Genomic DNA, 13,768 nt, shown 5'->3' with positions numbered 1-13,768 from the left:
GGGCGCGGGGGCGGCGTGCGGGGTTTGCGCGCGAGGCCGGGGAGAGGGGCTGAGGCCGGCGGGCGCCTTCCGCGGAATATCGACTGCACGTCCGTACGAACGATTACGAGCATTCCGGGGAAGTGCCGGTGAAGGAGGCGGGGAAGTTCGCCGGAAAACATCCCCCGGGCCGTTCGCCCGTGCGCTGATCAATTCGCTTCCGGTCGTTCGACCGGATCAACGATACCGACAAAACGGACGTACAGGTGTTTCGGTCAAGCTCGGAAGGGCGCTTCCGTGTGCGATTCCCGCCCCGTTCAGACCCCCTCCGACCTGCGGATTCCTGCCCTCCGGGGGGCCGCGCAGCACGATCCGGGCGTTGTTGTCAAGCCCCGAGATATGCCCTGACCTGCGAAAACGCCATTCAGAAGAGAGCGTTCCCGTGTTACCCTGGATAGCCACGGAAGGGGTACCTGTCACATGACGTTCAAGGTTGGCGACACCGTGGTCTATCCCCATCACGGGGCCGCGCTGATCGAGGCTATCGAAACTCGCCAGATCAAAGGCGTGGACAAGACCTACTTGGTTCTGAAGGTTGCCCAGGGCGACCTGGAGGTGCGCGTCCCGGCGGAAAACGCGGAGCTCGTCGGCGTGCGTGACGTGGTCGGCCAGGACGGCCTCGACCGGGTCTTCGAGGTGCTCCGCGCGCCCTACGCCGAGGAGCCGACCAACTGGTCCCGCCGGTACAAGGCGAATCTGGAGAAGCTCGCCTCCGGCGATGTCATCAAAGTCGCCGAGGTCGTGCGCGACCTGTGGCGCCGGGAGCGCGAGCGCGGACTCTCCGCCGGTGAGAAGCGGATGCTCGCCAAGGCCCGCCAGATCCTGGTGAGCGAGCTGGCTCTCGCGGAGAACACCAACGAGGACAAGGCCGAGACGCTGCTGGACGAGGTCCTGGCGTCCTGACCCGGACGGCGCCGGCCCCGAGCGAGCCGGCGGCCCCTGCGGCGGACGCCCGCCGCCCGCCGCCATCCGTCGGCGGGACACGACAACGACGCACTGCGCGGCGCCGGCCTGTGACCGGTCGGCGGACGTGATGGATGCGGAGATCGCCGAGGTGCCCGGGTGACGGTGCGAGCCGTCACCGGGCGCTGCGGCATGTCGGAGCGTGGTGGCACGCCGGGAGAACGCACACGGGGATCCGCCAGGTCCCCCGGTGCGCGAGGCTGCCGGGATGCGGTTGTACGGGTCGTACGGGCCGCCCGCGATACTCGGTGCCGGACTGCCCGGTGCCGAGAGCACCGGGCCCGGGCGGCTGCTCGACCGGTCGTCACGGAAGGGTCCGGTCGGGGCTTCGCACCCGGCACGCTGAGTGCCATACCCACCTCCGCCGAGGAGACAAACCTGAACGGGCGACCAATGCCAGACGAAACCAGGTACGCAGAAGCGGCCGGCGGCACGCCGTCCCCGCGCACCGCTGCGGTCATCCCCGCCGCGGGCCGCGGCGTACGGCTCGGCCGCGGCGCCCCCAAGGCGCTGCGGCCGCTCGGCGGCACCCCGATGCTCGTCCACGCCGTCCGCGCGGTCGCCCGCGCCCGTACGGTCTCGCTCGTGGTCGTCGTGGCGCCGCCCGACGGCGCCGCGGCCGTCCGCACGCTCCTGGACGAGCACCCCCTGCCCCAGTCCGCCGGCGACACCGAGGTGATCGTCGTCACCGGCGGCGGCACCCGGCAGGAGTCGGTCGCCCGGGGGCTGGCGGCGCTGCCCGGCGACGTCGACACCGTCCTCGTCCACGACGCCGCCCGCCCGCTGGTCCCGGTGGAGACGGTGGAGGCCGTGGTCGCCGCGGTACGGGCCGGGGCGCCGGCGGTCGTCCCCGCGCTGCCCGTGGCCGACACCGTCAAGCAGATCGAGCCCGGCACTCCCGCCGGGGAGCCCGAGCCGGTCGCGGCCACCCCCGAGCGGTCCCTGCTGCGCGCCGTGCAGACACCCCAGGGCTTCGACCGCACCACCCTCGCCAAGGCGCACGCGGACGCCCCGCGCGAGGGCGAGGGCGCCACCGACGACGCCGGGCTGGTCGAGCGGCTGGGCGTGCCCGTGGTGCTGGTGCCCGGCCACGAGGAGGCCTTCAAGGTCACCCGTCCCCTGGACCTCGTGCTCGCCGAGGCCGTACTCGCCCGCAGGAGGGTCACCGATGGCTTCTGAGCCCGCCCCTTCCCCCGCCCTGCCGCTGGTCGGCGTCGGCACGGACGTGCACGCCTTCGAGGAGGGCCGCGAACTGTGGTGCGCCGGCCTGCTGTGGGAGGGGGAGACACACGGTCTGGCCGGGCACTCCGACGGCGACGTCGCCGCGCACGCCGCCTGCGACGCCCTCTTCTCGGCGGCCGGACTCGGCGACCTGGGCGCCCACTTCGGCACCGGCCGCCCCGAGTGGTCCGGCGCCGCGGGCACCGTGCTGCTCGCGGAGGCCGCCCGGATCGTCCGCGCCGAGGGCTTCGAGATCGGCAACGTGGCGATCCAGGTGATCGGCGTACGGCCCAAGATCGGCAAGCGCCGCGCGGAGGCGCAGAAGGCGCTCTCGGAGGCGGCCGGCGCGCCCGTGTCCGTCTCCGGCACCACCACCGACGGCCTGGGGCTGACCGGCCGCGCCGAGGGACTGGCGGCCATCGCCACGGCACTGGTCGTGCGCCGCGCCTGACCCGTGCCCGGTCCGCGACCGGTTCCTGCCCGATCCGCACCGCCCCTCTTGCGTTTCCGACTACCCTTGACCCGTGACTCTTCGCCTGTACGACACCAGCGCCCGGCAGATCCGTGACTTCACCCCGCTCGCACCGGGCCGCGTCTCGATCTACCTGTGCGGCGCGACCGTGCAGGCGGCCCCGCACATCGGGCACATCCGGTCGGGACTGAACTTCGACATCATGCGCCGCTGGTTCGCCCACCGCGGCTACGACGTGACGTTCGTCCGCAACGTCACGGACATCGACGACAAGATCATCACCAAGTCCGCGGAGCAGGGCCGCCCCTGGTGGGCGATCGGCTACGCCAACGAGCGCGCCTTCGACGACGCCTACACCGCGCTGGGCTGCCTGCCGCCCACCTACGAGCCGCGCGCCACCGGCCACGTCCCCGAGATGATCGAGATGATGCGCGAGCTCATCGACCGCGGCCACGCCTACGCCGCCGACGGCAACGTCTACTTCGACGTGCGCTCCTTCCCCGGCTACCTCTCCCTGTCCAACCAGGACCTGGACGACCTGCGCCAGCCGTCGGGCGAGGGCGAGACCGGCAAGCGCGACCCCCGCGACTTCGCGATGTGGAAGGCCGCCAGGCCCGGCGAGCCGAGCTGGGAGACCCCCTGGGGCCCCGGCCGCCCCGGCTGGCACCTGGAGTGCTCGGCGATGGCCCACAAGTACCTGGGCCGCGCCTTCGACATCCACGGCGGCGGCGTCGACCTCGTCTTCCCGCACCACGAGAACGAGATCGCCCAGTCCAAGGCGTACGGCGACGACTTCGCCGCCTACTGGCTGCACAACGCCTGGGTGACGATGAGCGGCGAGAAGATGAGCAAGTCGCTGGGCAACTCGGTGCTGGTCTCCGAGATGGTCCGGCAGTGGCGGCCCATCGTGCTCCGCTACTACCTGGGCACCCCGCACTACCGCTCGATGATCGAGTACAGCGAGGACGCCCTGCGCGAGGCCGAGGCCGCCTTCGGCCGGATCGAGGGCTTCGTCCAGCGGGCCGTGGAACTGGCCGGGTCCGTGGAGCCGGCCGCCGAGGTGCCCGAGGAGTTCGCGGCGGCCATGGACGACGACTTCGGCGTCCCGCAGGCGCTCGCCGTCGTCCACACCACCGTCCGTCAGGGCAACGCGGCCCTGGCGGAGAACGACAAGGACGCGGTGGCCGGCGCGCTGGCCGGCGTACGGGCGATGCTGGGCGTGCTCGGCCTCGACCCGCTCGACGCGCACTGGGCCGGGGGCGACTCCGCCGGGCGCGGCGAGGAACTGGCCGAAGTCGTGGACGCCCTGGTCGGGCTGGTCCTGGAGCAGCGTCAGGCGGCGCGGGCCCGCAAGGACTACGCGACCGCCGACGCCATCCGCGACCAGCTCCAGCGCTCCGGCCTGGTCATCGAGGACACCCCGTCCGGACCGCGCTGGGAACTGGGCTCGCGCGGCACCCGCTGAGCCCGCGCGCCCCGGAGCGTGCCCCACCGCACCGAACCCAACCGACCACCCGTTCCACCGAGTTCTACCGAGCTCCACCGAGCAGCAAGAAGAGATGAGTGATCCCGATGGCCGGGAACAGCCAGCGCCCCAACCGCCGCACGTCCAACAAGAAGGGCGCGCAGGTCGGCAGTGGCGGCAAGCGGCGCCGCGGCCTTGAGGGCAAGGGCCCCACGCCGCCCGCCGAGATGCGCAAGGGCCACGTCAAGAACCGCATCGCCAACGCCAAGGCCCGCCAGTCCGCCCGCCGCCCCGCGGCCCGGCGCGGCGGCAAGGGCACCTCCGAACTGGTCGTCGGCCGCAACCCGGTGGTCGAGGCGCTGCGCGAGGGCGTGCCCGCGAGCACGCTGTACGTGCAGCAGTTCATCGACAACGACGAGCGCGTGCGCGAGGCCCTCAAGCTCGCCGCCGACCGCGGCGGAATCCACCTGATGGAGGCCCCGCGCCCCGAGCTGGACCGGATGACCAACGGCCTCAACCACCAGGGCCTGGTCCTCCAGATCCCGCCGTACGAGTACGCCCACCCCGAGGACCTGTCCGCGGCCGCGTACGACGACGGCGAGGACCCGCTGATCGTCGCGCTCGACGGCGTCACCGACCCGCGCAACCTGGGCGCGGTGGTCCGCTCCGTCGCAGCCTTCGGCGGCCACGGCGTGGTCGTCCCCGAGCGCCGTGCGGCCGGCATGACCGCGGGCGCCTGGAAGACGTCGGCCGGCACCGCCGCCCGCACCCCGGTCGCGCGGGCCACCAACCTCACCCGCGCCCTGGAGGCGTACCAGAAGGAGGGTCTGTTCGTGGTCGGCCTGGCCGCCGACGGCGAGGCCGAGATCCAGGACGTGGCCGCACTGGACGGCCCGCTGGTGATCGTGGTCGGCAGCGAGGGCAAGGGCCTGTCCCGGCTGGTCGGCGAGACCTGCGACATGCGGGTACGCATCCCGATGCCGGGCGGCGCCGAGTCCCTCAACGCCGGTGTCGCCGCGGGCGTCGCCCTCTACGAGGCCGCCCGCCGCCGACGGGGGTGACCCCGCCTCCGCCCGAGCTTTGACGGACCCCCGACAGATCGGGGCCGTCAAGGCAGTGTCCTATGCGTCCGTCACTCGGTTAGATGAGTGTGGACACCAGAACACCCCGCGGTTTCTTCGACGACGAGCCGGTGCTGAGCACGGTCAAGGTGCCCAGCGACCCGGCCGAGGTCGTCGTCAACCACGCCAGCTTCCGGGTGCGGCTCGCCTCGCCGCCGCCCCGCGGCCGCGTGCTGACCGGGGCCGCCGTGCCGCCGGCGGTGCGCGGCGCCGTCCCGGTCCGCCGCCCGGCCCCCGGGCGGCGCGCCGCGCCCGTGGTGTGGAGCGGCCGTACGGAGCCCGGCGACGTACGGGCCACCCGGCTGCTCCAGGCGGTGCGCCGCGCGAGCGCCGCGATGGACGGGAACGGCGGGGAGGAGACGGGCAATGCCGCCACACAGGTGCTGCCGCGCGTGGTGCCGCGTCCCGCGCCGGGCCCGGACGGCGGGCCGCGCACCACGGTGATCCCCGCCCTCGACGACACCCTCGGCGACCGCGGTCCCACGATCATCGCCCCCCGCGCGCCCCAGCCGCCCGAGCGCCCGCTGTCGGCGGGTGTCCGCCCGGCCGGGGGCGCGTACGGCGCGCCGGGCGCCCCCATCCGCCCCTTCGAGCCGTACGAGCCCGACGCTCACGACCGGGACGGCGGGTACGGCGACGGCCGCGACGACAGGTACGAGGACGGCCACGACGGCTACGCCGCCTACGACGAGCCGGAGGGCCACGACGGCCCCGACGACTACGACGGCTACGACGGCTACGGGGAGGAGAGCACGCGCGAGGGGGCCCGCCGCGCCCGGCACGGCTTCTACCCCGACCGCCGCATCAACCTCGGCGTCGTGCTGCTGCCCCTGCGGATCCTCCTCGGCTTCGTCTCCGTCTACGCCGGGATGGGCAAGCTCTGCGACCCGGTCTACTTCGACGGCGACGAGCGCGGCTCCCTGGTGGCCTGGCTCGGCTCCCTCCAGCCGTGGGCCGTCGCCGCCCCGCTGCGCGACTTCGCGGTCGCCCACCCCGTCGGCGCCGGGCTCACCGTGGCCTTCCTCCAGATCATCATCGGTGTGCTGACCTTCATGGGGCTGTGGCAGCGGGCCGCCGCGGGCCTGGGCGCGCTGCTGTCGGCGGCCCTGATCCTGACGGTGAGCTGGCGCACGGTCCCGGTGTACGACGCCCCGGACTTCATCTACCTGGCCGCCTGGAGCCCGCTGGTCATCGCGGGGGCGCCGTACTACTCGCTGGACGCGCGCCTGGCGGGCGAGGCCTGGCGGCGGCTGGGCCCGCGCGTGGAGGTGTGGGAGCTGCGCCGGCGCGTACTGCGGCGCGGCACGGCCGTCGCCGCGGTGGTGCTCGGCCTGACGCTGCTGGTCGGCTCGGTGCTGGGCAGCGCGGTGCGCTCGGCGCAGCTGGCCACCGTGCCGCGGCCGGGCGAGCCGCTGACGAACAACCAGCCGGGCTCGCCGCTGCCGCAGCGGTCCACCGGCGGTCCGAGCCCGTCCACCTCGGGCACGGGAGCCGGGGTTCCGGAGGCGGAGGACGGCTCGTCGCCGAGCCCGTCCACCTCCGGCGCCGGGGACGCCACCCCGAGCGCGGGCAGCACCGGCACCGGGGAGCGGCCGGGCACGCCGAGCCAGGGGCAGACGGTGGAGGCGCCGCGGCAGCCCGCCGCCCCGCCCGCGCCCGAGCCGGGCACCCCGACCGGCCCCGGAGGCCCGGGCGGCGGGGACACCGGCGACGCGGGCGGTACGGGCGGCGGCGAGGACGACGGCGACGCGGAGGACGGCGGAGACGGCTCCGGCGACGGCGGCGGCGGCGGCAGCGGCGGCGGTGCGCTGGGCGGCCTGCTGGGCTGAGCGGATCGCGCCCGGCGGGACCGCCCGGTGGTGTCCCGCCGGGCGCGATCCGCACACCACCCGCACGCGGGCCGCGGCCGCGACCCCGGCGCCGTACACCGGGCCACACCGGGCCACACCGGGCTGTGCCCGGACCGGACTACCGGTGGGAACGGCCGTGGCCCGCGAGCTCCCGGGCGGCCTCGCTGAGGTCCTTGGCGGTGTCGATGGCCCGCCAGTACGCGCCCTGCGGGATCTGGAAGCCCGCCAGGGCGCGTTCGCGCGCCAGCCGGGGGAAGGTGGTCCGCTCGTGGTCACCGCGGTCGGGCAGCAGCGCGGTGAAGGACGCGGAGAAGACGTAGACGCCCGCGTTGATCAGATACGGCGAGGGCGGGGCCTCGATGAAGTCCAGGACGTGGCCGAACTCGTCGGTCTCCACGGCGCCCCAGGGAATGCGCGGGCGGGCCAGTGCGAGAGTCGCGGTCGCGTCGCGCTCGGCGTGGAACTCCGCCATCTCCCGCAGCGGGAAACGCGTCCAGATGTCCCCGTTGGTGGCGTACCACGGCTCGCCGGGGCGGGGGAGGGAGGCGGCGGCGTACTTCAGGCCGCCGCCGCGGCCGAGGGGCTCGGTCTCGACGACCGTCGACACCCGCAGCGGCAGTTCGGCGCCGTCCAGCCACTCCTGGAGCACCTCGGCGAGATGACCGCAGGAGACCACGGCGTCGGTGACGCCCTCGGCGGCCAGCCAGGCGAGCTGGTGGCCGATGATGGGGGTGCCCGTGCCGGGGATCTCGACCATCGGCTTGGGGCGGTCGTCCGTATACGGACGCAGCCGCGATCCCTGGCCGCCGGCCAGGACCACGGCCTGGGTCGGATACGTGTGCGCTAGCTGGTCGTCGAGTGTCATGCGGTGACGATATGCGCACCCTCCCCGCGCCCCTCCGGCACCTGTCGTCCCGCGCGGTCACGCGCGGAAGCCGGGGGTGCGAGGAACGCCGGAGAAGCGGGGTGCACGGCGGAACGGCCCCCGCGCGAACGGGGGCCGCGCCGGTCAGCGGGCGTCGGCGACGCCCGCTGCGAAGGAGGTGTCGCACACCGGCCGGGAGTAGGCGTGGGCGCGCGCGGGGCCGTACTTCTCGACCGCGGCCCGGCCCAGCGCGCGGGCGATGGAGGTGCAGTGCCGGGCCAGCGACGGCCGGCGGGCGATCTCCTTCTGCAGGCCCGTCAGGGCGACGCCCGGATCCTCCCGCTGGAGCTCGGCGACGAGCCGGTCGCGCACCACCTCGTGCGGGGCGCGGGGCCTGTCGCCGGGGGCGGCCGCCTGCTCGGCGGAGGCGGTCAGCATCTGCGTCCCCGACCGCGGCGCCCAGGGAACGGCGGTGACGGCGAGGGTCCCGGACAGGACCAGGACGACCGGGAGGACGAGGGCGAGAGATCGGCCGATGCGGCGCGCTGCCTGATTCACTGTGGAGTCTTCCTCGCGAAGGACGGTATCGGGGCCCGTTCCGGGGCGTCTGCGATGGTAGCGAGGAGTGGTGATTTGGCGACATTCGGTCACCCTCACGGGTGACGGAGAAGCCCGTAGTCCCAGGTGCGGAGATGTCCCCGTGTTGACGCGGACCCCGGGCGGGAGGACCCGTGATTCCACCGGGGACGACCGGGGGACGGCCGGGGACGGCCGAGGGGCCCGTACGGTCCGCTGCGCGCGGACGTACGGGCCCCGTGTCGGCCGTGTGGAGGACGCGGCCGGCCGCTCGGACGGCCAGGCGGTCAGTCGCTCAGGCGCTCACCGGTGGAGGTGGCGAACACGTGGGTCTCGCCGGCGCGCGGCACCACGTGGATCGTCGCGCCCTTCTCCGGGACCTCGCGGCCGCCGACGCGGACCACCAGGTCCTTCGCCTCGCCGCCGACCTGGGCGGTGCCGTAGACGTAACCGTCGGCGCCCAGCTCCTCGACGACGTTGACGGTGACGGCCAGACCGGCGTCGCTGCCCTCGCCCGCGATGTCCAGGTGCTCGGGGCGGATGCCGACCGTGACGGTCTTGTCGCCCTTGTTGGCGGCCTCGGTGACGGCGTCGCGCTCGACCGGCACGATGGTGTTGCCGAACTTCACGCCGCCGTCGGCGATCGGCACCTCGACCAGGTTCATCGCCGGGGAGCCGATGAAGCCCGCGACGAAGAGGTTGGCCGGCTTGTCGTACATGTGGCGCGGCGAGTCGATCTGCTGCAGCAGACCGTCCTTGAGCACCGCCACCCGGTCGCCCATGGTCATGGCCTCGGTCTGGTCGTGGGTGACGTAGACCGTGGTGATGCCCAGCCGGCGCTGGAGGCCGGCGATCTGGGTGCGGGTCTGGACGCGGAGCTTGGCGTCGAGGTTCGACAGCGGCTCGTCCATGAGGAACACCTGCGGCTCGCGGACGATCGCGCGGCCCATCGCCACACGCTGCCGCTGACCACCCGAGAGCGCCTTGGGCTTGCGGTCCAGGTAGGGCTCCAGGTCCAGGATCTTCGCGGCGTCCTCGACCTTGGCGCGGATCTGGTCCTTCGGCACGCCCGCGATCTTCAGTGCGAAGCCCATGTTCTGGGCGACGGTCATGTGCGGGTAGAGCGCGTAGTTCTGGAACACCATGGCGATGTCCCGGTCCTTCGGCGGAAGGTGGGTGACGTCCCGGTCACCGATGCGGATGGCGCCGCCGTTGACGTCCTCCAGGCCCGCGAGCATGCGCAGGGAGGTGGACTTGCCGCAGCCGGAGGGGCCGACGAGGACGAGGAACTCGCCGTCCTCGATCTCGATGTTCAGCTTGTCGACGGCGGGCTTGTCGCTGCCCGGGTAGATCCGGGTTGCGTTGTCGTACGTGACCGAGGCCATGGTCGGTTGTCTCCTTCACCGGCAGGAACGTGCCGGACGATCCGAGTAAAGGTCGCGTTCCACATGTGTGAACCTGTGTGAACGTGGGCCGACGGTAACCCGCCGGGGGTTGTCTTGTCAGTACTTCAGCGGTCACGAAAGGGCTCCGGCCCGGCGCCGGGAAATGGGTACACTGCACACTGCGTACGTGCCGAGGCCCCGCCGGCCCGCGGCGCCACCGCACACGCCGCCTTAGCTCAGCTGGTAGAGCGCCGCTCTTGTAAAGCGAAGGTCGTCGGTTCGAACCCGACAGGCGGCTCACAGCCCGAACAGGGACGAAGACCCCGGACCGTGACCGGTCCGGGGTCTTCGGTCTCAGGTCTCCCGTCTCCGGCGTGCGTGCGTCGGGTGCTGCGGGCGGGCCCCGTTGCGGGTGAGCCCCGGCGCGGCGGGCGGGGCGGCGGCCTCCGGCCGGGCTACCCTCCGGGACCGGGCGGCGCGAAACAGGCGGAAAGGGATGTTCGCGGTGATCGGCCGACCCGCCGGGGAGCGAGCGCCCCGGCTTTTCCGCACACGGCCGGAGTCCGGAGCGCCACCATGACCGAACCACTCCCGGAGCAGACCGCGCCCCCGCCGCACAGATGGCTCTCGCTGATCGGTATCTGCGGCACCGCGGGGATCGTCTGGCTCGCCTTCTCCGACCTGGGGGTGGCGATCCCGGAGATCGCCGACGAGTTCGACAGCAACTTCTCGATGCTCCAGTGGGCGAACAACGCCTTCAGCCTCGTCACCGGCGCGCTCGTGATCGCCGCCGGGAAGTTCGGCGACCTCTTCGGGCGCCGGCTGATGCTCCAGATCGGCACCGTGCTGCTGGCCGTGTTCTCCGTGGTCGCCGCGCTCGCGCCGGACGTCGAGTGGCTGATCCTCGGCCGCGGGCTCATGGGCATCGGCGCCGCGCTGATCCTCCCGGCCTCACTCGCCCTCATCCCGCCCGAGTTCTCGGGACGGGCGCGGACCGCGGCGTTCGGGGTCTGGCAGGCGGTGGCCTGGGGAGGGCTGTCCGCCGGGCCCGCGATCAGCGGTTTCGTCACCGACGGGCTGGGCTGGCGGTGGCTGTTCTGGCTCAATCTGCCGCTGGCCGTCGTCACCCTCGTCGTCGTACGGCTCACCACCTTGGAATCGCGCGCTCCCGACGCCTCGGGCCACATCGACTGGCCGGGCCTGGCCACCATCGGCCTGGCGGTCTTCGCGCTGCTGTACGCGCTCACCGAGGGGCCGAGCTTGGGCTGGGCGGATCCCCGCATCGTGGTGCTGCTCGCCGCGGCCGTCGCGTTCGCGGTCGCGTGGTACCTGATCGAGCGCCGCGTACGCCTGCCTCTGGTGGACCTGCGGCTGTTCGGGATCCGCACCTACAACGGGGCGCTGACGGCCAACCTGACGATGAACCTCGCCTACGCCGGCCTCAGCTTCCTGCTGGTGCTGTGGCTGCAGAACGTGCGCGGCTACAGCGCAGTGGAAGCCGGATCGCTGATGATCCCGGCGACGGCCGGGGTCTTCCTGGGCATCCCGGCCGGGGGCGCCCTCGACACCCGGCGGGGCGGAAGGCCGCCGGCTACGGCCGGTTTGGCGGTGGCGAGCGCCGGTCTGGTCGCCCTCGCCTTCCTCGACACCGGCACCCCGATCGCGGTGATCGCCGCCGGGCTCTTCGTCGTCGGGCTCGGACTGGGCCTGGTGAGCACGCCCGTGGCCAACACCGCCGTCGGGGAGGTCCCGGCCGATCTGGCGGGGACGGCCGCAGGCGTGTTCAAGATGTCCAGCATGCTCGGCGGCTCGCTGGGAGTCGCCGTCCTCACCACGCTGGCCCGGGAGCTCACGGCACGCGAGGCGTCCGGCGTGCTCGAGAACTCGGGGCTGACCGACGCGGAGATCACCCGGGTGCGGCAGACGCTGGTGAACTCCGACTCCTACCAGGAGGCGGTCGACACGCTGCCGCCCGATGTCCGGGGCGAGGTCGTCCGGGTGGCCGAGGACTCCTTCTCGCTCGGTGTCGCGGACGCCATGGGCGTCACGGCGGTCCTCACCCTCCTGGCGACGGTGGTCGTCTTCTTCGTGTGGCCCCGCCGCACCCGCCGTGCCTCCCCCGGGAACGTCCGGGGGATGTGACGGCCGGGTGCCGTACCGTGCTTCCGGCCGGTAGGTTCGGTGCTTCCGGAGACCGGGAGACCTCACACCGACGACGGGGAAAGGGCGAGACGATGACACGGGACCAGGCGGAGCGGGACGCGGTCACGGTGGAGATCGGGTACGCCGTCGTCTCCGCGGCCCTCCTGGCGGGGGCGGTGTGGCTGGTCCTGATGAGCCCGGTCCTGCTGTTCGGTGTGGAGGGCTCCGCCGCGAAGGCCGTCGCGGGCACCGCCACCGTCCTGTCCGTGACCGCTCTGCTGTGGCGGTCGGCCGTCGTTCTGTGGGGTTTCGACTCGCGGCGGCGGCGGACGGGGCGGACGGGCGGGACCGGACGGGGGGATCCGCGCGGTACCCGGTAGCCGCTGGCACCCGGCGCGGGGCATGACTGCCCGGCATGACTTCCCGCCCGTCGAAGGGGCAGACGGACACGGGGAGGTGATGCCGTGTCGTCGAATCCGCCAGGACCGTCGGAGAAGGGCTGGATGTTCCAGGCCCTCGGTTCCCTGTGCTGGGTCGTGGTGGGCGCGATCAACGTCGCCCTGGCCCTCCGCCCGGGCGGCGGTACGGGCCACTGGGCCATGGCGGCCATCGCCGGCGTCGGGGCGCTGAGCCTGGGAGGCGCGGCCTGGTCGGGGCGGCGGAGGGCCCGTGATCCGGGAGTGGGGGAACGGGAGCGGGAGCTCTGCTGAGGCGGCTGCCCACCACCGGCCCGCGGAGCACCGGGAAGCGGAAGGGGAGGCGGAGGGGGAGGCGCGAGGGCCGGCGGTGCCGTGAACGTGTGCGGCCCTGCCCACGAGGGGAGTCGGCGGGCGGACACGGCTCGGGTCTGCAACCCCGTACCGCCGTGCGGCGTCCGGACTTAAAGTGAGTGCCGGTCACATGGGTTGCCGGTGAGTCCGGTCGGGGGGCGAGCGTGTCTGCGTTCGGTGGTGTGTCCGCGTACGGGGGCGGCTATCCGTTTCCGGGGCGGCAGGCGATGCCGCGTGCGCTCGGTGCGGCGCGCGTACTGGTCCAGGTCCTGTTCGCGGCGACCGTGCTGGGTGGAATCGGCCTGCTCGGTTCCGGGCTGGCCGTGGACGCCATGGGCGGTCGGCTGCTCGGCACCGTGCTCTACGGTGCCGCGCCCGGGATCGCGGGCTGGCTGCTCGTACGGCGTGCCTGGAGCGGCGGCACCCGGGTGTGGGCCGGGCTGGTCGCCGTACAGGTGTGGCTGGTGCTCGGGGCCCTGGCCAACATCGGTGACTCATCGTGGCACGGCTTCACCGAGCTGCTCCTGCCGACGCTGATCCTGTCGCTTCTCTTCCGGGCGGAGAGCCGCGACTGGTTCCGGCTGCCGACGTGGGAACGGGAGGAGAAGCCGGACTTCTCACTTCCGCACATGATCACCTGGCGGCGCGACCGGGGACAGACGACCGTCGAGTACGTCGGCATGCTGACGCTCGTCGTGGCGATCATCGTGGCGCTGTCGGTGGGCGGCGTCGGCGGCCGGATCGCGGACGGCTTCCAGGCCGCGGTCTGCTCGGCCACGGGTGTGGCGTGCCCGGCGTCGGGCGGGGAGACGGTCCAAGCGGGCGAGGACGGCGACTCGGGCGAACAGAGTGGCCCGGGTGGCGACGACGGCGGCTCGGGCGGCGCGGGTGGGCAGAAC

At 73.5% G+C, this 13,768-nt stretch carries 12 protein-coding genes, 1 tRNA gene and 1 pseudogene; 11 read left to right on the top strand and 3 right to left on the bottom strand.

Annotated features, from left to right (window positions below; genetic code table 11):
* Positions 1-459: 459 nt before the first annotated feature.
* The 6 genes from L7D48_RS16775 to L7D48_RS16750 all read left to right on the top strand — a co-directional run bounded on the left by L7D48_RS16775 (position 460) and on the right by L7D48_RS16750 (position 7,110).
* Positions 460-942, top strand: coding sequence for a CarD family transcriptional regulator (locus L7D48_RS16775; RefSeq protein WP_093658831.1), 483 nt, complete (start codon positions 460-462; stop codon positions 940-942).
* 453 nt (positions 943-1,395) lie between these two features.
* Positions 1,396-2,181 carry a 2-C-methyl-D-erythritol 4-phosphate cytidylyltransferase gene (gene ispD / locus L7D48_RS16770; RefSeq protein WP_237880254.1) on the top strand — a complete coding sequence of 262 codons (786 nt, stop codon included), beginning with the start codon at positions 1,396-1,398 and terminating at the stop codon, positions 2,179-2,181.
* On the top strand, positions 2,171-2,674 hold the full coding sequence (gene ispF / locus L7D48_RS16765) for a 2-C-methyl-D-erythritol 2,4-cyclodiphosphate synthase (RefSeq protein ID WP_237880253.1): 504 nt from the start codon (positions 2,171-2,173) through the stop codon (positions 2,672-2,674). Before ispD ends, ispF begins: the two co-directional genes overlap by 11 nt.
* A gap of 73 nt (positions 2,675-2,747) precedes the next feature.
* The gene (cysS, locus tag L7D48_RS16760; RefSeq protein ID WP_237880252.1) at positions 2,748-4,160 is read left to right on the top strand and encodes a cysteine--tRNA ligase; all 1,413 of its coding nucleotides are present in this window, start codon (positions 2,748-2,750) and stop codon (positions 4,158-4,160) included.
* Between the two features lie 107 nt (positions 4,161-4,267).
* Complete coding sequence (gene rlmB / locus L7D48_RS16755; protein WP_237880251.1) at positions 4,268-5,221, top strand: 23S rRNA (guanosine(2251)-2'-O)-methyltransferase RlmB; 954 nt, start codon at positions 4,268-4,270, stop codon at positions 5,219-5,221.
* A gap of 83 nt (positions 5,222-5,304) precedes the next feature.
* A complete protein-coding gene (locus L7D48_RS16750) occupies positions 5,305-7,110 on the top strand; it encodes a DoxX family protein (RefSeq protein ID WP_237880250.1) in 1,806 nt (601 codons plus the stop codon).
* A gap of 139 nt (positions 7,111-7,249) precedes the next feature.
* Here the strand turns inward: L7D48_RS16750 and L7D48_RS16745 are convergent, their stop codons facing one another.
* The 3 genes from L7D48_RS16745 to L7D48_RS16735 all read right to left on the bottom strand — a co-directional run bounded on the left by L7D48_RS16745 (position 7,250) and on the right by L7D48_RS16735 (position 9,957).
* A complete protein-coding gene (locus L7D48_RS16745) occupies positions 7,250-7,996 on the bottom strand; it encodes a nucleotidyltransferase family protein (RefSeq protein WP_237880249.1) in 747 nt (248 codons plus the stop codon).
* A gap of 144 nt (positions 7,997-8,140) precedes the next feature.
* Positions 8,141-8,554: a hypothetical protein gene (locus tag L7D48_RS16740; RefSeq protein WP_237880248.1), complete on the bottom strand. Its 414-nt coding sequence runs from the start codon at positions 8,552-8,554 to the stop codon at positions 8,141-8,143.
* Between the two features lie 305 nt (positions 8,555-8,859).
* Entirely contained in the window at positions 8,860-9,957 is a 1,098-nt protein-coding gene (locus L7D48_RS16735; RefSeq protein ID WP_237880247.1) for an ABC transporter ATP-binding protein, read from the bottom strand.
* Between the two features lie 225 nt (positions 9,958-10,182).
* Here L7D48_RS16735 and L7D48_RS16730 point away from each other — a divergent pair.
* The 5 genes and pseudogenes from L7D48_RS16730 to L7D48_RS16710 form a co-directional block, all read left to right on the top strand.
* A tRNA-Thr gene (locus tag L7D48_RS16730) sits at positions 10,183-10,255 on the top strand.
* Between the two features lie 278 nt (positions 10,256-10,533).
* Entirely contained in the window at positions 10,534-12,099 is a 1,566-nt protein-coding gene (locus L7D48_RS16725) for an MFS transporter (RefSeq protein WP_237880246.1), read from the top strand.
* 92 nt (positions 12,100-12,191) lie between these two features.
* A complete protein-coding gene (locus tag L7D48_RS16720) occupies positions 12,192-12,479 on the top strand; it encodes a DUF6332 family protein (RefSeq protein ID WP_237880245.1) in 288 nt (95 codons plus the stop codon).
* 123 nt (positions 12,480-12,602) lie between these two features.
* Complete coding sequence (locus tag L7D48_RS16715; RefSeq protein WP_237880244.1) at positions 12,603-12,809, top strand: hypothetical protein; 207 nt, start codon at positions 12,603-12,605, stop codon at positions 12,807-12,809.
* 242 nt (positions 12,810-13,051) lie between these two features.
* Positions 13,052-13,768 (top strand): annotated as a pseudogene (locus L7D48_RS16710) (hypothetical protein); the annotation flags it as partial.

The organism is Streptomyces sp. ICN903 (assembly GCF_022015835.1).
In the GTDB taxonomy this organism is placed as follows: domain Bacteria; phylum Actinomycetota; class Actinomycetes; order Streptomycetales; family Streptomycetaceae; genus Streptomyces; species Streptomyces fenghuangensis.
The sequence above is the reverse complement of the archived record's forward strand: the minus strand, read 5'-3'. Positions and strand labels throughout refer to the sequence as shown.

Excerpts from the sequence above, each read along its gene's own strand:
- L7D48_RS16735 (WP_237880247.1), bottom strand. The coding sequence starts at position 9,957 with ATGGCCTCGGTCACGTACGACAACGCAACCCGGATCTACCCGGGCAGC.
- L7D48_RS16720 (WP_237880245.1), top strand. The coding sequence starts at position 12,192 with ATGACACGGGACCAGGCGGAGCGGGACGCGGTCACGGTGGAGATCGGG.
- L7D48_RS16745 (WP_237880249.1), bottom strand. The coding sequence starts at position 7,996 with ATGACACTCGACGACCAGCTAGCGCACACGTATCCGACCCAGGCCGTG.
- L7D48_RS16750 (WP_237880250.1), top strand. The coding sequence starts at position 5,305 with ATGAGTGTGGACACCAGAACACCCCGCGGTTTCTTCGACGACGAGCCG.
- ispD (WP_237880254.1), top strand. The coding sequence starts at position 1,396 with ATGCCAGACGAAACCAGGTACGCAGAAGCGGCCGGCGGCACGCCGTCC.
- L7D48_RS16775 (WP_093658831.1), top strand. The coding sequence starts at position 460 with ATGACGTTCAAGGTTGGCGACACCGTGGTCTATCCCCATCACGGGGCC.
- L7D48_RS16715 (WP_237880244.1), top strand. The coding sequence starts at position 12,603 with ATGTTCCAGGCCCTCGGTTCCCTGTGCTGGGTCGTGGTGGGCGCGATC.
- L7D48_RS16725 (WP_237880246.1), top strand. The coding sequence starts at position 10,534 with ATGACCGAACCACTCCCGGAGCAGACCGCGCCCCCGCCGCACAGATGG.
- ispF (WP_237880253.1), top strand. The coding sequence starts at position 2,171 with ATGGCTTCTGAGCCCGCCCCTTCCCCCGCCCTGCCGCTGGTCGGCGTC.
- rlmB (WP_237880251.1), top strand. The coding sequence starts at position 4,268 with ATGGCCGGGAACAGCCAGCGCCCCAACCGCCGCACGTCCAACAAGAAG.